This is a genomic window from Citrobacter sp. Cpo148, from assembly GCF_030332375.1.
GTDB classification, from domain to species: domain Bacteria; phylum Pseudomonadota; class Gammaproteobacteria; order Enterobacterales; family Enterobacteriaceae; genus Citrobacter; species Citrobacter portucalensis.
The window spans coordinates 256,014-273,971 of record NZ_JAOWHY010000042.1 but is presented as its reverse complement, the minus strand read 5'-3'; the positions used below and the strand labels follow the sequence as shown (position 1 = coordinate 273,971).

At 53.2% G+C, this 17,958-nt stretch carries 16 protein-coding genes and 1 other annotated feature; of the genes, 5 read left to right on the top strand and 11 right to left on the bottom strand.

From position 1 onward, the window contains the following. Positions 1–9: 9 nt before the first annotated feature. Entirely contained in the window at positions 10–1,314 is a 1,305-nt protein-coding gene (gsk, locus tag OGY10_RS07940) for an inosine/guanosine kinase (protein ID WP_003021781.1), read from the bottom strand. A gap of 152 nt (positions 1,315–1,466) precedes the next feature. Between gsk and aes the strand changes: the two genes are divergently transcribed. Further along, the gene (gene aes / locus OGY10_RS07935; RefSeq protein ID WP_003831053.1) at positions 1,467–2,426 is read left to right on the top strand and encodes an acetyl esterase; all 960 of its coding nucleotides are present in this window, start codon (positions 1,467–1,469) and stop codon (positions 2,424–2,426) included. On the opposite strand, the gene hemH is transcribed toward aes, so the two are convergent. The 8 genes from hemH to OGY10_RS07895 form a co-directional block, all read right to left on the bottom strand. After that, positions 2,423–3,385 (bottom strand): ferrochelatase, encoded by a 963-nt coding sequence (gene hemH / locus OGY10_RS07930; protein ID WP_003831052.1) that lies wholly within the window; start codon positions 3,383–3,385, stop codon positions 2,423–2,425. The two genes, aes and hemH, sit on opposite strands and share 4 nt — an antisense overlap. A gap of 163 nt (positions 3,386–3,548) precedes the next feature. Continuing rightward, the gene (gene adk, locus OGY10_RS07925) at positions 3,549–4,193 is read right to left on the bottom strand and encodes an adenylate kinase (RefSeq protein WP_003021773.1); all 645 of its coding nucleotides are present in this window, start codon (positions 4,191–4,193) and stop codon (positions 3,549–3,551) included. A 231-nt stretch (positions 4,194–4,424) separates the two neighbouring features. Next, positions 4,425–6,299: a molecular chaperone HtpG gene (gene htpG, locus OGY10_RS07920; RefSeq protein WP_057063194.1), complete on the bottom strand. Its 1,875-nt coding sequence runs from the start codon at positions 6,297–6,299 to the stop codon at positions 4,425–4,427. A gap of 110 nt (positions 6,300–6,409) precedes the next feature. Further along, on the bottom strand, positions 6,410–7,015 hold the full coding sequence (gene recR / locus OGY10_RS07915) for a recombination mediator RecR (RefSeq protein WP_003831050.1): 606 nt from the start codon (positions 7,013–7,015) through the stop codon (positions 6,410–6,412). Then, on the bottom strand, positions 7,015–7,344 hold the full coding sequence (locus OGY10_RS07910) for a YbaB/EbfC family nucleoid-associated protein (protein ID WP_003021764.1): 330 nt from the start codon (positions 7,342–7,344) through the stop codon (positions 7,015–7,017). The genes recR and OGY10_RS07910 overlap by 1 nt, the downstream gene beginning before the upstream one ends. 57 nt (positions 7,345–7,401) lie before the next feature. Next, positions 7,402–9,330, bottom strand: a complete 1,929-nt coding sequence (gene dnaX, locus OGY10_RS07905; protein WP_267445056.1) for a DNA polymerase III subunit gamma/tau — start codon at positions 9,328–9,330, stop codon at positions 7,402–7,404. Beyond that, positions 8,005–8,069: a sequence feature (DnaX frameshifting element), on the bottom strand. (Overlaps the previous gene by 65 nt.) A gap of 210 nt (positions 9,331–9,540) precedes the next feature. Then, complete coding sequence (apt, locus tag OGY10_RS07900) at positions 9,541–10,092, bottom strand: adenine phosphoribosyltransferase (RefSeq protein ID WP_003021759.1); 552 nt, start codon at positions 10,090–10,092, stop codon at positions 9,541–9,543. Positions 10,093–10,285: 193 nt separating this feature from the next. Continuing rightward, complete coding sequence (locus OGY10_RS07895; protein ID WP_008783969.1) at positions 10,286–10,663, bottom strand: DUF454 family protein; 378 nt, start codon at positions 10,661–10,663, stop codon at positions 10,286–10,288. Between the two features lie 69 nt (positions 10,664–10,732). On the opposite strand from OGY10_RS07895, the gene priC reads away from it, so the two are divergent. The 3 genes from priC (at position 10,733) to OGY10_RS07880 (ending at position 12,435) form a co-directional block, all read left to right on the top strand. Further along, positions 10,733–11,260: a primosomal replication protein N'' gene (gene priC / locus OGY10_RS07890; protein ID WP_008783968.1), complete on the top strand. Its 528-nt coding sequence runs from the start codon at positions 10,733–10,735 to the stop codon at positions 11,258–11,260. Positions 11,261–11,274: 14 nt separating this feature from the next. Next, a complete protein-coding gene (rsmS, locus tag OGY10_RS07885) occupies positions 11,275–11,442 on the top strand; it encodes a pleiotropic regulatory protein RsmS (protein WP_065772037.1) in 168 nt (55 codons plus the stop codon). A 69-nt stretch (positions 11,443–11,511) separates the two neighbouring features. Further along, on the top strand, positions 11,512–12,435 hold the full coding sequence (locus tag OGY10_RS07880) for an Rpn family recombination-promoting nuclease/putative transposase (protein ID WP_048214781.1): 924 nt from the start codon (positions 11,512–11,514) through the stop codon (positions 12,433–12,435). Between the two features lie 39 nt (positions 12,436–12,474). Here OGY10_RS07880 and mscK read toward each other — a convergent pair whose 3' ends face one another. Both mscK and acrR read right to left on the bottom strand, forming a co-directional pair. Beyond that, positions 12,475–15,840 carry a mechanosensitive channel MscK gene (gene mscK, locus OGY10_RS07875; RefSeq protein ID WP_032942551.1) on the bottom strand — a complete coding sequence of 1,122 codons (3,366 nt, stop codon included), beginning with the start codon at positions 15,838–15,840 and terminating at the stop codon, positions 12,475–12,477. 128 nt (positions 15,841–15,968) lie between these two features. Then, positions 15,969–16,619 (bottom strand): multidrug efflux transporter transcriptional repressor AcrR, encoded by a 651-nt coding sequence (acrR, locus tag OGY10_RS07870; RefSeq protein WP_003831045.1) that lies wholly within the window; start codon positions 16,617–16,619, stop codon positions 15,969–15,971. A gap of 141 nt (positions 16,620–16,760) precedes the next feature. Between acrR and acrA the strand changes: the two genes are divergently transcribed. Beyond that, positions 16,761–17,954 (top strand): multidrug efflux RND transporter periplasmic adaptor subunit AcrA, encoded by a 1,194-nt coding sequence (gene acrA, locus OGY10_RS07865; protein ID WP_003831044.1) that lies wholly within the window; start codon positions 16,761–16,763, stop codon positions 17,952–17,954. Positions 17,955–17,958 lie beyond the last annotated feature (4 nt).

Sequence of the window (17,958 nt, the reverse complement as noted above, 5' to 3'; positions counted from 1 at the left end):
ATACAAGATTTAACGGTCCCAGTACGACTCTTCGAGACTGTCTTCACGTTCCGGCAAACCGCGCGTCAGGCGCGGTGAATGCTGGTTCAGTACCTGATAACTCACGCGATTAGCATACTTACACACCTGGGCTAACGACGAATAGGTCAGCCAGGTGAACTTGTGCTTGCTGGAGTTAGGCACGTTGCTGCGGTGATAGCTGTTGGCGGTAATATCATGCAGCAATGCCGCCAGCGCGCCGTCACCTGCGCCGTTGGTGTTCATTATCTTTTCAGGTCCGCCCATATACGGTGCGATGTGCGAATACACGCGCAGCGGATTGGTACAGTCTTTATGGCGCATGGCGCGGCTGAATTCGTACTGATTAAATTCGGCAATAGCACCAGGGAGCAGAGGATGCTGGGTTTTACGTTTCACTTCTTCTTCCGTAAAGCCCGCCATATACAGACCCGCCGGACCCGCCGTGCACAGCACCAGATCCACCCAATCCAGCGCCTTGTCAGACGCCAGCAGCGGGTCGTTCTCGCCGGTCAGCGCTTCAGCCTCTTCTTCATTCATCGCCAGAATAGAGACATGCTCCTTCAGGAATGCCTGCCACCACTGCGGGTTATCGGCAATGACGAATTTGGTGCCCAGGGTCAGAACCACCGGCACATTGTGCTTTTTGGCGTATTCAATCGCCTTCATGGTCGCTTCCGGCATCGGCTCACCCGGTTCGCAGCGCACCAGATAAGACGTCAGCACCAGCGCGGACGCTCCGGCAATCACCGATTCAGGGATGCTATCCGCCCGTAGCTTATTCATATGCCCAGGGCTGATTGCGAAGGTACGCTCACCTGACTCGCCAATCAGCGTAAAGCAGCGGCCAATCGGTCCGTTAACGCCTTGCAGGTAGTTCAGGTCGGTACGGCTGGAGGTATTGCATAAATAGCGGTACGCATAGCTGCCAATCTCGATATTGCTGCACATCACGCCCAGCAGCACCGAGCGGTCATCCGCCAGCACAGAGTAGTTGTGCATCGTGTTACCGATAGTACCGCCCGCAAACTGATGGGTGATCAAGTTTTCACGCACCAGTTCCTGGTAGAGCGCTTCTGCGACATCATCGGCAATCACCAGAGAATGCCCGGCGCTTAATCCATAACGTTTTACAAAGTCATCATCCACTTTGGCTTCAATATCCACCAGCGTCTGGTCGATGCCCACCACCCAGGCTGCGCTGGTTTCATTTTCTGGCTGAATTTGTTGCAGCAACGGATCGCGCGCGCTGACGGGAAAATAGTGTTTGGATTTGCGTTTACCGGGAAATTTCATGGTCGATTTTACGGGTGGTTAACTGAGCGATGCATGGTAGCACATTCCCTGCCACGCATGCGATGCGGCGCTAAGTTTCAATATCAGACGGTGAGATCGCAGTTTATACGGGATTAATTTCTACAATAACTCACCTTCACAAGGAGCGTTTTATGAAGCCGGAAAACAAGATCCCCGTACTCGACAGAATTTCGGATGAAATGAAAAGCGTGGTGAATTTTCATCGCGACGATCTGCCGCCGTGGCCCGCTGCAGATGACTTCGTGGCCCAGCGCCAACACTACATTCATGAACGGCAGTTGTGGAATGCCGATGCCCCAGAGATGAATACCCGCGAATGCGTTATTTCTACCGCATGCGGCCCCGTGGCCACACGTATTTACTCACCGCAGCCTCATAGCCTGGCAACGTTGTATTATCTGCACGGCGGCGGTTTTATTCTCGGTAATCTGGATACCCACGACCGTATTATGCGCTTGCTGGCGCGCTATACGCAGTGCACGGTAATTGGTATCGATTATTCGCTTGCGCCAGAAGCCCGTTTCCCGCAAGCCATCGAAGAGATTGCCGCCGTCTGCCAGTATTTTCATCAGCACGCTGGCGACTATTCTCTTAATGTGAATCATATCGGTTTTGCGGGCGATTCCGCCGGAGCCATGCTGGCGCTTGCCAGTGCGCTGTGGCTGCGGGATAAACGCATTGTCTGCGGCAAGGTGGCTGGGGTGCTGTTGTGGTATGGACTTTACGGCCTGCAGGATTCACTGAGCCGACGGCTGATGGGCGGAGCGTGGGATGGGTTAACCCGCGAGGACTTGCAGATGTACGAAAACGCGTACCTGCGTAGCGCTGACGATCGCGAGTCACCGTATTATTGCCTGTTTAATAACGATCTGACGCGTGACGTGCCACCGTGTTTTATCGCTGGCGCTGAGTTTGATCCGCTGATTGACGATAGCCGCTTACTATTCCAGACGTTGCAGGCGCATCAGCAGCCCTGCCAGTACAAAATGTACCCCGGTACGCTGCACGCCTTCCTGCACTATTCGCGAATGATGAAAACCGCCGACGATGCGTTGCGGGAAGGCGCTCGTTACTTCAGAGCCCAGCTTTAACGGTAAGCGTCGGTCAGTTTAACCATCATTTCGATATGTTCCGGTGCGGCATTAAGCGCCGGAATATATTCATATTGCTTACCGCCAGCCTCGAGGAAAATCTCCCGGTTTTGTACCGCTATCTCTTCCAGCGTTTCGAGGCAATCTGCCGAGAAGCCCGGACACATAACCTGGATATGTTGTGTCCCTTTCTCCGCCAGCATTTTTAACGTTTCGTCGGTATACGGCGTCAGCCACGGTTCGCGACCAAAGCGAGACTGGAAGGTCATCATTACTTTTTCTGGCGGCAGACCAAGCGCTGAAACCAGCTCTCGGGTGGTATCGCGACAGCGCTGCGGGTAGTCATCACCTTCATCGGCGTAACGCTGCGGAATGCCGTGATAGGAGAGCAGCAGCAAATCAGGTTCACCGTGTTGAGCAAATGAATCCCGGGCACTCTTCGCCAGCGCATCGATGTAGCTGCTGTCATCGGCGTAATCACGAATAAATGAAACGCCAGGAATACCGCGTTTACGCGCTAAGATACGCGCCAGTTCGTCCCAGACGGCCGCTACCGTCGAACAGGAATATTGCGGGTACAGCGGTAACACCACCATGTGTTCAACCCCGCTTGCCAACAGTTCATCGACCGCGCTTTCAAGCGACGGCGAACCGTAGCTCATTCCCAGCGCGACAGGGGTATTTGGTAGGCGTTCTGCCAGCGCCCGCTGTTGTGCCTTGCTATAAACCATCAGCGGAGAACCGTCTTCCATCCAGATTGACTGGTACAGCTTGGCTACGCGTGGCGCACGCAACGGTAAAATCACCCCGCGCAGCAGCGGCCACCACAGTGCAGGTGACGTATCAACTACGCGTGGATCGCTTAAAAACTGGCGCAGGTAGCGCTTAACGGCTTCGGGGGTTGGGGCATCGGGAGTGCCGAGGTTTGCCAGCAGGATACCGGTTTTCGTCTGACGCATTACCGCCTCTTATCGATTCAAATTGTTGATAATTGTAGCGGAAAAGCGATAAAGAAGAACTAATTGCTGTGAGAGGTAAGACGAGAATTTGCCTGATGGCGCTACGCTTATCAGGCCTACGCGATAATGGCAGGCCTGATAAGAGGTTTATTACGCGAAAAAATTAGCCGAGGATTTTTTCCAGCGCTGCGCGCACGTCAGCAACGGCCTGGGTGCCGTCAACTTTCGCGTATTTGGTGTTACCCGCCTGCGCTTCTTTAGAGTAGTAGCCGATCAGCGGAGCGGTCATCTGATGGTATTCCACCAGGCGCTTACGTACAGTTTCTTCCTGATCGTCTTTACGGGTGGTCAGCTCTTCGCCGGTCACGTCGTCTTTACCTTCAACCTTAGGCGGGTTGAATTTGATGTGGTAAACGCGGCCAGAAGCAGCGTGTACGCGACGACCCACGATACGGTCAACGATCAGTTCGTCAGGAACATCGAACTCCAGAACGTAGTCCACGTTGATGCCCGCTTCTTTCATGGCGTCTGCCTGCGGAATAGTACGCGGGAAGCCATCCAGCAGGAAACCATTACGGCAGTCTTCCTGAGCAATACGCTCTTTTACCAGCGCGATCACCAGCTCATCAGTCACCAGCTTACCGGCGTCCATGATGTCTTTCGCTTGTTTGCCCAGCTCGGAGCCAGATTTCACGGCGGCACGCAGCATATCACCGGTGGAGATTTGCGGAATACCATACTTCTCCATGATGAACTGAGCCTGAGTTCCTTTACCCGCGCCCGGAGCGCCAAGCAGAATGATACGCATTACGAAAATCCCCTTAAAGGTTGTCGATATTTTTTAAAAAGCGCTAAACGATACCACCATCACGCAATTGGCTCAAGAAAGACGCCCGACGCTGAAACGGTTAACGGTGGGAAAATTAAAAATAAGGCGAGAAAATGCCGGATGGCGGTGGAAACACCGTATCCGGCATACTATTACGAGATGCTGTAGGCCGGATAAGCGTTAGCGCCATCCGGCATTACATTACGGGTATCAGGACACCAGCAACTGGTTCATACGACGGATGAACTGGTTCGGGTCTTCCAGCGTGCCGCGCTCAGCAAACAGCGCCTGATCCAGCAGCAGTTCGACCCATTCTTTGAACTGCGCTTCGTCCTGGGTATCCGCCGTGCGTTTTACCAGCACGTGGTCCGGGTTCAGTTCAAAGATATATTTCACTTCCGGTACGGCCTGGCCCGCAGCGGCAAACAGTTTCGCCATCTGAGTGCTCATTTCATCCGCATCGGTGGTGACGATGGCTGGCGTGTCAGTCAGACGGTGAGTCAGACGCACTTCTTTCACGCGGTCGCCCAGCAGGGTTTTCACGCGCTCAACGAACGGCGTCAGCGCTTTTTCCGCTTCTTTTGCCGATTCATCAACTTCATCCGCCAGCTTGTCGATGGACTCGTCTGCTTTGGCAACAGACTGGAATGCCTTACCGTCGAACTCGGTCAGGTAGTTCATCATCCACTCATCGATGCGGTCAGAAAGCAGCAGGACTTCGATGCCTTTCTTACGCAGCAGTTCCAGGTGCGGGCTGCTCTTCGCTGCCGCATAGCTGTCTGCGGTGATGTAGTAGATTTTCTCCTGCCCTTCTTTCATACGCAACACGTAGTCTTCCAGCGACACGGTCTGTGCGGAGGAGTCAGTGTGCGTAGACGCGAAGCGCATCAGCTTAGCGATCGTTTCCTGGTTGGCGTGATCTTCCGCCGGGCCTTCTTTCAGTACCAGGCCGAACTGTTTCCAGAAGGTCTGGTATTTTTCCGCGTCGTCTTTCGCCAGTTTTTCCAGCATCTGCAGTACGCGTTTGGTCAGCGCGCTGCGCAGGTTACGGGTGACGGTGCTGTCCTGCAGGATCTCACGGGAAACGTTCAGCGGCAGATCGTTGGAATCTATCAGACCGCGCACAAAGCGCAGGTAGTTCGGCATGAACTGCTCGGCGTCGTCCATAATAAACACACGCTGGACGTACAGTTTCAGACCATGCTTGTGATCGCGGTTCCACATATCCCACGGAGCCTGGGACGGGATGTACAGCAGGCTGGTGTACTCCTGCTTACCTTCCACACGGTTGTGGCTCCAGGTCAGCGGGTCAGTGAAGTCGTGGGCGATGTGCTTGTAGAACTCGTTGTATTCGTCGTCTTTGATTTCCGACTTGTTACGGGTCCACAGCGCCTGCGCTTTGTTGATCTTTTCCCAGGAAACCACGGTCTCGCCGTCTTTTTCTTCGGATTTTTCGATCTCTACCGGCAGCGCTATATGGTCGGAATATTTGCTGATGATGGAACGTACGCGCCAGTCATCAAGGAACTCATCTTCGCCTTCACGCAGATGCAGGGTGATTTCGGTGCCGCGATCGTCTTTGGTGATGTCGGCAACGGTGTACTCACCTTCGCCCGCAGATTCCCAGAACACGCCGTTTTCCGGCTTATCGCCCGCAGCGCGGGTACGCACGGTGACTTTGTCCGCCACGATGAACGCAGAGTAGAAACCCACCCCGAACTGGCCGATCAACTGGCTGTCTTTCGCCTGATCGGATCCCATGGATTCGAGGAAAGATTTAGTACCGGATTTCGCAATGGTCCCCAGATGATCGATAACGTCATCACGGTTCATCCCCACGCCGTTATCGGCAATGGTCAACGTACGTTTATCTTTATCGAAGGAAACACGTACACGCAGCTCACCGTCCCCTTCATACAGGTCCGGGTTAGACAGGGCGCGGAAACGCAGCTTGTCTGCTGCATCCGAGGCGTTAGAGATAAGCTCACGCAGGAAGATTTCTTTATTGGAATACAGAGAATGGATCATCAGGTGCAGAAGCTGTTTTACTTCTGACTGAAAACCACGAGTTTCTTGTCCTTTCATGTAGATCTACCTCAACAATGCCATTTTCAATGGTAAAAACACGTTGAGGGTGAAATGGGGACAAGCGGGAAGGATTTCAAGCGGAAGCCGCCGTCGCGGCCTCCGTTTGTTCAGAATTTAATCTTGTGTCGCCCTGCCAGAGAGTGCGACAGCGTAGTGCCATCGACCATTTCCAGCTCGCCGCCGACCGGTACGCCATGGGCGATACGGCTGGCTTCAACGCCATATTGCATGCAAAGCTCAGCAATATAGTTGGCGGTCGCCTCTCCTTCGACCGTAGGATTGGTAGCCAGGATCAGTTCGTTGATTTGCTCAGACTCCAGTCGCTGTTCGAGACGATCCAGCCCGATATCATCAGGGCCAATACCGTCCAGCGGCGACAGGTGTCCCATCAGCACGAAGTAACGTCCGGAAAACTGCCCGGTTTGCTCAATGGCGTAGATGTCCGCCGGACTCTCCACCACACAAATCTGACCGTTTTCCTGCCGACGCGGGTTCGAGCAAATGTTGCAGACGTCTTGCTCTGTGAAGGTGCGGCAATCGGCACAATGGCCGATTTCCGACATTGCCTTCGTTAACGCCTGTGCCAGACGCATCCCGCCGCTGCGATCGCGCTGAAGTAGCGTGAACGCCATGCGCTGCGCCGACTTCGGGCCAACGCCCGGCAGACAGCGCAGTGCTTCCATAAGCTGAGTTAACAGCGGGCTGGTTTGCATCAGAACGGCATCTTAAAGCCAGGCGGCAGCTGCATTCCGGAGGAAACAGAGGCCATCTTCTCTTTCTGCGTCTCTTCAATGCGACGCGCCGCGTCGTTGAATGCCGCAGCAACCAGGTCTTCCAGCATCTCTTTGTCGTCTTCCAGCAGGCTTGGATCGATCTCCACGCGACGGCAGTTGTGCGCGCCGTTAATGGTCACTTTTACCAGACCCGCGCCAGATTCGCCGGTCACTTCCAGCTTGGCGACTTCTTCCTGCATCTGCTGCATTTTTTCTTGCATCTGCTGGGCCTGTTTCATCAGGTTACCCAGACCGCCTTTACCAAACATAGGCTTCTCTCTCAATCACGTTAAGGGATGACGACCGTCAAACCATTAGGCTCACGATCAAATGGGGCGAATACTCTCTTCGTCCAGCTCCGCATCGAAAAAACGACGCAGCGTCTGGATGTTATTATCCGCAATAATCGACTCACGCGCCTGCGCGAGTTTCTCTTCATAAATGGCCTGACGCCACTCCAGCGGCGTACGCACCGCTGGATTATCATCTTCAACGATGGTCAATTCAACCGTTGACCCCGTTAAGGAACTCAGTGCTTCAGCCAGTTTTTGCTGCGCGCCGCTGGAATTTAGGTGTCGCTGCGTGGAACGCAGGTGCAGGCAAACTACGTTGCCATTCTCTTCTTTCCAGGCATTAAGCGCCACCTGCTCCACCAGTTTAGGCAGCGAGAGCTGACTCACCTGGGCGGCCCACGGGTCACGTTCAATGGCTTCAGCCGCAAGCTTTGCCGCCAGTTCCGGCGTTTTTTCATGCTCAAGCGCTTTTTTCAGCGCTTTCGGCGTGGCAACGACTTCTTTAACTTCTGCAACAGGATTGGTCGCTTTCCAGCGATACGCTTCTTTCTTCGCCGGTGCTTTTTCCAGCGCAGAGACCGCCGGACGCGCCTGAACACGTTCCGACACCGAAGCCAGTCTTTCCAGCGCAGCATTATTCACCGGCCGCGCGCGGGAAGCGGCTGCCGGTTCACTCTTTTTTGCTTTGGTTGCTCCCTGAGCACGTTGCAACTGGCTACGCGCCGCCAACACCTGACTGGTGGCATCGGAGAGCGGCACATTCTGTTGCTGTTGGGCAGGCGCAGGCTGCTGCTGCACCTGCGTCGGGGTCATCACCGCAGTGGGTGCGACCGGGGCAAACGACTGTCGTGGAACTTCAGGTTCCGGGAGCGGCATGCGCGGATGAAAAGCCAGCGCACGCAGCAGCGTCATTTCGACGCCCATTCGCCTGTCCGGCGCATATGGCAGTTCTTTGCGCCCGATTAACAAAGTCTGGTAGTAAAGCTGCACATCAGTTGGCGGAACAATTCGCGCCAGTTCACGCATACGCTGTTCAATGGCGACCATATCGCTGCCGAGCGCGGCAGGCGAAAGCTGAACCATGGCAATACGATGCAGCAAAGCCGACATCTCAATCAGTAGCGCTTCCCATTCGATACCGCGCGCGGCAGCGTCGTTTACCAGCGCCATAACGCGTTCGCCGTCCGCAGCCACAACCGCTTCAACGAGCGAGAGCGCCTGGTCATCGTCCAGCGTGCCGAGCATGGTGCTGACCGCCTCGGTCGAGACCTGACCATCGCCGCTGGCGATCGCCTGATCGGTCAGGCTCAGCGCATCACGCAGGCTGCCGTCCGCGGCGCGAGCCAGCAGTTGCAGTGCACGCGGTTCATGGGCGATATGCTCTTCTTTGAGGATATGCTCAAGCTGATGGCGAATCTGTTCGACATCCAACGCTTTAAGATGGAATTGCAGACAGCGCGACAGGATAGTCACCGGCAGCTTCTGCGGATCGGTAGTCGCCAGCAGGAACTTAACGTGCGCGGGCGGCTCTTCGAGCGTTTTCAGTAAGGCATTAAAACTGTGGCGCGACAGCATGTGCACTTCGTCGATCAAGTAGACCTTAAAGCGACCGCGCGCAGGCGCATACTGGACGTTATCCAGCAGGTCACGGGTGTCTTCGACTTTGGTGCGTGAGGCGGCGTCGATTTCAATCAGATCGACAAAACGCCCCTGCTCGATTTCCCGGCAGTTATCGCACACGCCACACGGCGTGGCGGTGATGCCGGTTTCACAGTTTAATCCCTTCGCCAGCAAGCGGGCGATAGAGGTTTTCCCGACGCCACGGGTGCCGGAAAACAAATAAGCATGATGAATACGCCCTAGCGACAAGCCGTTCGCCAGTGCCGTCAGCACATGTTCCTGGCCGACGACGTCAGCAAAGGTTTGTGGGCGCCATTTTCGGGCTAAGACCTGATAACTCATTGGCAGGCTCTGAAAGGCTGGAGGGTGGATTCACAGGGGGATAATGCTAACACAACCTCGCAGCGACGGCGAGGTTGACACGTTATATTCGGGCGTTATCGTTGCAGTCAGTTTGGTTTCGGGCAGCGCACAGAAACCGGAGCGTACACGCAGTACGTGAGGATTTCGAGCACTGACCGGGGCCAAAATGGCAAAAAAGATAGCCCTAAATTAGTGGCCCGGGAATGGAACCAGGCTATAACAGGTAAGCCCCTGTTTTTCCAGACGCTGTTCGCCGCCCAGATCAAACAGGTTAATGATAAAAGCAGCATCGGTAACTTCACCACCCAGACGGCGGATCAGCTTCACGGTCGCTTCAATCGTGCCGCCAGTTGCCAGCAGGTCGTCCACAACCAGCACTTTATCGCCAGGTTTGATGGCATCAACGTGGATTTCCAGCTGATCGGTGCCGTACTCCAGCTCATAGGTCTCAGCAATAACTTCACGCGGAAGCTTACGGGGTTTGCGTACCGGAACAAAGCCGACGCCCAAACCCAACGCTACCGGCGCGCCAAACAGGAAGCCACGCGCTTCGGTGCCAACCACTTTAGTGATACCCGCATTTTTGTAGCGTTCAACCAGCAATTCAATGCTGAGGGCGTAGGCTTTCGGGTCTTCCAGTAAACTGGTGACATCACGAAAGAGAATGCCCGGTTTTGGGTAGTCGTGGATGCTTTTGATGCTATTTTTGAGAAACTCAAGCTGCTGTGCTGTCGCGGTCATAAGTTTGTGCCTGATTAATACAGTATTACTTCACGGCGCACTAAACACTTCATCCTCGACGAATCTTGAATGATTTTGTGTCTATATAAGAGCCAAGGTTACACTTGCTTAACCTTTGACCACCTGCGCCTGTGCTCGAAAACGGTCGAATTTACTGGCTGTGAGAGACAATTGCAACAGCGATTATTGCGCTTTACTGCTTTTGTTGTTTTTCATCAATCACCGGGATCCGCCACATAAAAATCAGTAAACAGGCGAGAATAACCAGCAGCAGGCCGCGTACCCACATCATATTGACCAGCCACAGTGAAATACCAAACGTCACCAGGATCAACAAAATAGCGCGCGGTTTTGCTCCCGGCGGCATCGCACGGTGTTTTTGCCAGTGGCGCAAATACCCGCCGAACCACGAACGGTAAAGCAACCAGTCGTGAAAACGCGGCGATGAGCGGGCAAAACACCAGGCAGCCAGCAGTATAAACGGCGTCGTCGGCAACAGAGGCAATACAACGCCCAGCGTACCTAGCACTACCGCTATCCAGCCAATGATGATTAGAATAATGCGTTGCATAATATGAGTACTTAACACAGAGAATCGCTACTTTAGCATAACGGTTCTCATTTTCATCGGAGTGTTGTTGTGAAAACCGCCATGCTGTTACAGACGCTCGAAAACCAGCTTAACCGCTTGCGACAACATTGCGCCCCGCTGGCGCACCACACAACGCTTAGCGCCCGCTTTGACAGGCATCTGTTTCACACGCGCAGCACGTTGCTGCAGGCCTGTCTGGATGAGGCTGACGATAATCTTACTGCCCTGCGTCGCGCCGTTGAGCAGCAGCAACTCCCACAAATCACCTGGCTTGCGGAACACCTTGCCTCACAGTTAGAGGCGATTTCACGTGAAACCGCCAGTTGGTCGCTCCGGGAGTGGGACAGCGCATCTCCAGGTCTTGCGCGCTGGCAGCGCAAGCGGGTCCAACACCAGGAGTTTGAACGCCGTCTGGTTGAAATGACGCGAGAACGCAAAGAGCGCCTGGCTCAGGCTACCGGCTTTGAAGAACAGCAAAAACTGCATCGTGAAGTAGAAGCATTCGAAGCGCGACTCGCGCGTTGTCGTCATGCACTGGCAAGAATAGAAAACGTGCTGGCGCGTTTAACCCGCTAATCCCCGGAGAATTTATGTCATTAGAGAACGCCCCGGACGAGGTCAAACTGGCCGTCGACCTGATTGTTTTACTTGAGGAAAATCAGCTACCAGCACGAACAGTGCTACGCGCGCTGGAGATCGTCATGCGTGATTATGAAAACAAACTTAAAACTGCGGAAGGCACCTCGCAAACTGATTAATTGCCCTCTGGTCTGCCATTGGCTTCGGTGTCAGAGTCGTCGCAACATCACGACGATAACGGACAGATCATGGAACGACTCCCCACCACACCCCACGACGCGGTCTTTCGGCAAATGCTGACGCAAAAGGAGGTTGCCCGAGATTTTTTGCAGATCCATTTGCCTGAAGCATTTCTCAATATATGCGATATGGATACATTAACGCTGGAATCAGGCAGCTTTATTGAGGACGATTTACATACCAGCTATTCAGATATCCTCTATTCCCTGCAAACAACACATGGACCCAGCTACGTTTACGCACTGATTGAACATCAGAGTAAGCCCGATAAATTCATGGCCTTTCGCCTGATGCGCTACGCAATTGCCGCCATGCAACACCATCTTAACGCCGGGCATAAGACATTACCTCTGGTCGTTCCTATCCTGTTTTACCATGGTATGGAAAGTCCGTGGCCTTATACCCTTAACTGGCATCACCTGTTTAGCGAACCAAAGCTTGCGAAAGCGCTTTACGGCAATGAATTTACACTGGTAGACCTGACCGTAATGCCAGATAATCAGATCTTGCAGCATCAACGGGTAGCGATGCTGGAACTCCTGCAAAAACATATTCGTCGACGGGATCTGAGTGAGCTATTGGATCAACTGGTCACACTCTTAACACAAGAGCATCTGACAGAATATCAAATCGACGTTTTGATTAATTACATGCTTAAAGCAGGAAATACCACGGAACCCGGCGTACTTGTCCGCCATCTGGCGCAGAGTGCGCCACAGTACAAGGAACAGCTGATGACGATTGCCGAATGGTTGGAAGAAAAAGGCAGAGTGGAAGGCATACAACAAGGGCTGGAAAAAGGGTTAGAAGAAGGTCGGCAGGTTGAAGCGCGTAATATCGCACAAAAAATGCTCGCCCGCGGCCTGGAACTGGAGCTGATTACGCACCTTACAGGCCTGACGCAGGAAGAACTGGTCGCGCTGGCGCACTAAATGCAATCAGGGCGACAAATATGCCGCCCTGATTGCAACTTAACCTACCGAAGGCGTCGGATCATCACCTTTAATGATGTCACGCTTAACCTCGGTCACGGTATCACCTTTCGCGTTATGCAGATGCACTTCGAGCTGGTTAAAGGCGATATCAATGTCGTTTTCACGGCACAAACGATCGACCGCACGGTTCAGTTCATCAACCGTGTGGCTACGATCGCGCAGTTCACGTACGTATAATCGCAGTTCATGATCCAGCGTGCTGGCGCCGAAGGCGGTAAAGAACACCGCAGGCTCTGGATCATGCATCACTTTCGGGTGTTCCATCGCCGCCTGCAGCAGCACTTTCTTCACTTTATCCAGATCCGAACCGTAGGCCACACCGATGCGGATCACCAGACGCGTGGTGGTATCGGAAAGCGACCAGTTGATCAAACGCTCCGTCACAAATGCTTTGTTCGGGATGATCACCTCTTTGCGATCGAAGTCGGTAATAGTGGTGGCACGGATACGGATCTTGCTGACCGTTCCTGAGAACGTACCGATAGTCACGGTATCGCCGATGCGGACCGGGCGTTCAAACAGAATAATCAGACCCGAAACAAAGTTACCGAAGATTTCCTGCAAGCCAAAACCAAGACCAACCGACAGGGCTGCTGCCAGCCACTGTAGCTTATCCCATGAAACACCGAGCGATCCGAAGACCGTCATCGCGCCGATGGCGATGATCGCGTAGTTAAGGATCGTGGTGATCGCATACGAAGCGCCCTGGCGCATCTTCAGTCGCGACAGCACCAGCACTTCCAGCAGGCCGGGTAAGTTACGGATCAGCGCCCACGCGACCATTGACGCAATAATCGCAAACAGCAGGCTGCCCATGGTGACGTCTTTCACCACCGCAGCTCCCGCTTCGGTGCCGTTGTAATGCCAGAGCGTAATGCTATCGAGGTAGCTGAATACAGTTATCAAATCAGACCAAATAGCCCAGAACAGAACACCAAACAGGGCAACCATTACCAGCATGGTGATGCGCAGCGTTTGCTGGTTCACCTGCTCAAGCGCAATGGTCGGTTCTTCCTGCGGCTCGGCTCCTTCCGCCCCTTCTTTCACCAGGTTCTGACGACGCGCTAAGGCACGGCGCCAGGCGATACGCCGTGCCGCCACGCTCAATCCACGCAGTACCGTCTGATACAGCAGGTTCCAGAGGATAACCAGATAGACCGTTTCAATCCAACGACCGGCCAGGCGCAACGTGGTGTAGAAATACCCTGTCGCCGTCAGCACCATTAATGCAATCGGGATAATTGAGAGGACAGTAATGGTAACCAGACGCAAGCCATGCGACTCTTTGTCGCGCCAGCTTTCACGACACATTGGCCATACCAGGAAGGCGATCAGCAGCAGGTTGAGGAAAATAACTACCTGACCCAGCACATCGTCCATCAAATTAAGCGGCGACAGCTCAGCAATGACCGACCAGAAGTTGAGCGGTAACAGCGCCAGGCTAATACGCACGATCTGGCGGCGCCAGTGGCTGGTCTGCTTCGCTGGCATACCAAAATGACGAATTGCCACGCCATCTTTTTCCAGCACCTTCCAGCACAGACCAAACACCAGCCAGAAGACTGTCATCTTCTTACTGAACGCCCACAGCAGGTCGCTGATATTCAACTGCATGGTAAGCAGAATCAGGCCCACGGCGAGGATAATCAGGCACGCCGGCAACGCTCGGATCAGATCGATCAGAATCGCTTTTGGCGTATTGAGCTGACTGTCATTACGTAGATTCCCTACTGCGGCGGCTAATTTCGCCTGATACTCTTTCAACCATTTCAAACGCCAGCGGATTAACCCAGCAATAAGCAGTAGTGGCAGCCCCGCCAGGAACGCAATAAAGACGGCGGGCCAGGCTTTTTCCCAGTTCACCGTGATTTTCATCGACTTAAACTGGTCTTTTAGCGTTTGTGGGAAGGCTTTGATCCAGTCCCAGTCCATCGGACGGTTACTATTAACCCAGAAGATTTGCTGCGTGAGGATCCCTTTCAGGTTCTTCGAGACGCTCATTAGCTGCTGTTGATTGATTTGCAGGTTAATCGCCATCATCAACTGGTTGCCCAGCTGCTTGTTCAGCTGATCCAACAGTTCACGGCGCATATCCACAACCTGCAGCAGGGCATCATGGACTTCACCATTCACTTCGTTGCTGTGCCCTTCTTCCAATTTGGCGACAAACGCATCGTTCTGGAATAGCGCATCACGCTGCTGGTTAATCTCAAACTGTTCCAGACGCAAATCAGCGATCCGGTTAGTCATATCGGCAAGTTCATCCGCCGACGGCAGTGTTTGTTGTTGCTGATACAGAATACGCGACAGCAGCAGGCTGCCTTTCAGGACGGCGATCTGTTCTTTAATATTGCGTTCGGATTGCAGCGCGCGGTCAAGCCAGTTTTTGACTTTGATATTCTGCTGCATCAGGTTGTTGCCGTTTTCGGTCGCGGCAATCAGACGCTGGCTGAGCTGATGGTTAACGTCCAGTTCCTGCTTCACTAACGGGTTTGACTGAATACGTTCGGCTTCATCCGGCGTTACCGCTTCCTGAGCCGTCTTTTCGGTTAACGTTAGTCGTTTGCTGTTCACCGCTTCTTGCAGAAGCTGGAGCTGATGTTCAAGCCGGTTACTGTTAGCTGTTACGTAATCACGTTGTTTTTGCAAGGTATCCTGCAAAACAGTATTACCTTCGAGGCTCTTACGCTGTTGGTCGATCTGCGCACTCAGCAGCGCCTGCTGTGCCTGCAGCAACACCTGCTGGCTGGGGCGTAACGCAGCCTCTCCCACATTGTTGCCATCGAGTCGATTACGAATTTGCTGCATTTGCTGCGACGCGGTGTACATCGCATTCTGCACACGCTCTGGCTGCGTCTGGAGCGACACCAGTTGGCTGTTGTAAGCGGCAAGATCGTTTTGCGCACTTTGCAGGTCATCCAAAACCTGTGCCACGCGCGACTCAAGCTGTCGCAAGGAGAGTGTACTCAGCGTTTTTCGCGTTTCATCGTCGTTATCGACATCGCTGAGCGAATTTAACGCATCCGTCGCCTGACGCATTTTCTCCGGTGCCTGGGCAACTTTCTGGCGAAGCTGTACGGTCTCATCTTTCACGCGATCGATTTTATCCAACGTGGCGATGGTATCGATGAGATCCTGTTGGACCAGCTTATCCTGCGCGGAGAGATCTTTTTGTTTACTCAGTGCGTCCAGTTGGCTCTGAATATCCGCTTTCGTCGGCAGTTCACCACTCTGTTGCGCCCGCGCAAAAGCAGACGACTGGCAAGATAGCAAGAGAATGAAGAAAAGAATGGTAATAGCAATAAGATGCTGTGAACGTTTATAGAGCTGCAACATAGTCATGAGAATGAACGTTTCTGAACCGGAAAAGTGACCGAAAATAGTCAAGCGGCAAGAATATCACGGCTGTGACCGGCAGAATAGCAGCAGGCAAAACGACCAGGAGAATTCCTGGTACAGGCCCAAAACGTTTAGTGGATTTCCGCCACGCCAAGCCGCAGAGTTGGGCACATAAGGCACATCTCCAGCAGCACAGCGACGTATTCCCGAGCTTCTTTTTTCAGATCAAACGATTCGGGGGCAAATAACCAGTTTTCTATGATTCCGGTAATATAGCTGCGCAACAGGACCGCCACGCGACGGGTGTTCAGGTTTTCCGGCAGCATATTGGCATCCATACAGTGCCGCAATGTTTGTTCGATACGATCGTAATTTTCAATACAAAGATGGCGTTGAGCTAACTGAACAGAGGCCATTTCCCCGACAAATTCGCATTTGTGGAATATAATTTCCAGCAACAAACGTCGGCGTTCTTCTGTCACGGTAGCTTCAAGAACGTAAATTAAAATTTCTCTTAATACTGATAGTGGATCGTCGGGGAATTTTGCCTGATACTCAGTCTCTAACTCATCAATGTTAGGTTTTGCTAGCTCCCAGATTTCACTGAATAAATCCGACTTGTTTTTGAAATGCCAATAGATTGCGCCGCGCGTGACACCAGCGGCTTTTGCGATCTCCGCAAGCGAGGTGGATGATACCCCTTGTTGCGAAAACAAATGCAGAGCAACATCGAGAATATGCTGTCGTGTTTCCTGTGCTTGTTGTTTGGTTTTTCGTGCCATATGTCAGTGAATTTACAGGCGTTAGATTTACATACATTTGTGAATGTATGTACCATAGCACGACGATAATATAAACGCAGCAATGGGTTTATGGGCTTTAAGCCATTGATCAATTTGAAATCGGACACTCGAGGTTTACATATGAACAAAAACAGAGGGTTAACGCCTCTGGCAGTCGTTCTGATGCTCTCAGGCAGCTTAGCGCTAACAGGATGTGACGACAAACAGGCCCAACAAGGGGGCCAGCAGATGCCAGAGGTTGGAGTTGTTACGCTCAAAACTGAACCTCTACAGATAACAACTGAGCTTCCGGGTCGCACCAGTGCGTTTCGCATTGCAGAAGTTCGTCCTCAGGTTAGCGGTATTATCCTGAAGCGTAATTTCACGGAAGGTGGCGATATCGAAGCGGGTGTATCTCTCTATCAGATTGATCCTGCAACTTACCAGGCCGCTTATGAAAGCGCAAAAGGCGATCTGGCCAAAGCACAAGCCGCAGCAAATATCGCTCAACTGACGGTTAAACGTTATCAAAAACTGTTGGGTACCAAGTACATCAGTCAACAGGACTATGATAGCGCGCTGGCAGACGCACAGCAGGCAAACGCCGCCGTTGTCGCCGCGAAAGCCGCGGTAGAAACTGCACGCATCAATCTGGCCTATACCAAAGTGACGTCGCCGATCAGCGGCCGCATTGGTAAATCATCCGTTACGGAAGGTGCTCTGGTGCAAAACGGTCAAGCGACCGCGCTGGCGACCGTTCAACAGTTGGACCCGATCTACGTGGACGTGACGCAGTCAAGCAACGACTTCCTGCGCCTGAAACAAGAGCTGGCCAACGGCACGCTGAAGCAAGAGAACGGCAAAGCGAAAGTCGAACTGGTAACCAATGACGGCATTAAATTCCCGCAGTCCGGCACGCTGGAATTTTCTGATGTGACGGTTGATCAAACTACCGGGTCGATTACGTTACGCGCCATCTTCCCTAACCCGGATCACACCTTACTGCCGGGTATGTTCGTTCGCGCACGTCTGGAAGAAGGGATTAACCCAACGGCATTACTGGTTCCACAGCAAGGCGTTACCCGTACACCGCGTGGCGATGCCAGTGCATTGGTTATCGGTGCAGACAACAAAGTTGAAACTCGTCAAATTGTCGCCGCACAAGCGATTGGCGACAAATGGTTAGTCACTGATGGACTTAAGCCGGGCGACCGCGTGATTGTCACTGGGCTGCAGAAAGTACGTCCTGGCGCGCAGGTAAAAGCGCAGGAAATCACCGCTGATAACAACCAGCAAGGCCAAAGCGGTAGCCAGCCTGAACAGTCCAAGTCTTAACTTA

Excerpts from the sequence above, each read along its gene's own strand:
- gsk (WP_003021781.1), bottom strand. The coding sequence starts at position 1,314 with ATGAAATTTCCCGGTAAACGCAAATCCAAACACTATTTTCCCGTCAGC.
- aes (WP_003831053.1), top strand. The coding sequence starts at position 1,467 with ATGAAGCCGGAAAACAAGATCCCCGTACTCGACAGAATTTCGGATGAA.
- hemH (WP_003831052.1), bottom strand. The coding sequence starts at position 3,385 with ATGCGTCAGACGAAAACCGGTATCCTGCTGGCAAACCTCGGCACTCCC.
- adk (WP_003021773.1), bottom strand. The coding sequence starts at position 4,193 with ATGCGTATCATTCTGCTTGGCGCTCCGGGCGCGGGTAAAGGAACTCAG.
- htpG (WP_057063194.1), bottom strand. The coding sequence starts at position 6,299 with ATGAAAGGACAAGAAACTCGTGGTTTTCAGTCAGAAGTAAAACAGCTT.
- recR (WP_003831050.1), bottom strand. The coding sequence starts at position 7,015 with ATGCAAACCAGCCCGCTGTTAACTCAGCTTATGGAAGCACTGCGCTGT.
- OGY10_RS07910 (WP_003021764.1), bottom strand. The coding sequence starts at position 7,344 with ATGTTTGGTAAAGGCGGTCTGGGTAACCTGATGAAACAGGCCCAGCAG.
- dnaX (WP_267445056.1), bottom strand. The coding sequence starts at position 9,330 with ATGAGTTATCAGGTCTTAGCCCGAAAATGGCGCCCACAAACCTTTGCT.
- apt (WP_003021759.1), bottom strand. The coding sequence starts at position 10,092 with ATGACCGCGACAGCACAGCAGCTTGAGTTTCTCAAAAATAGCATCAAA.
- OGY10_RS07895 (WP_008783969.1), bottom strand. The coding sequence starts at position 10,663 with ATGCAACGCATTATTCTAATCATCATTGGCTGGATAGCGGTAGTGCTA.
- rsmS (WP_065772037.1), top strand. The coding sequence starts at position 11,275 with ATGTCATTAGAGAACGCCCCGGACGAGGTCAAACTGGCCGTCGACCTG.
- OGY10_RS07880 (WP_048214781.1), top strand. The coding sequence starts at position 11,512 with ATGGAACGACTCCCCACCACACCCCACGACGCGGTCTTTCGGCAAATG.
- mscK (WP_032942551.1), bottom strand. The coding sequence starts at position 15,840 with ATGACTATGTTGCAGCTCTATAAACGTTCACAGCATCTTATTGCTATT.
- acrR (WP_003831045.1), bottom strand. The coding sequence starts at position 16,619 with ATGGCACGAAAAACCAAACAACAAGCACAGGAAACACGACAGCATATT.
- acrA (WP_003831044.1), top strand. The coding sequence starts at position 16,761 with ATGAACAAAAACAGAGGGTTAACGCCTCTGGCAGTCGTTCTGATGCTC.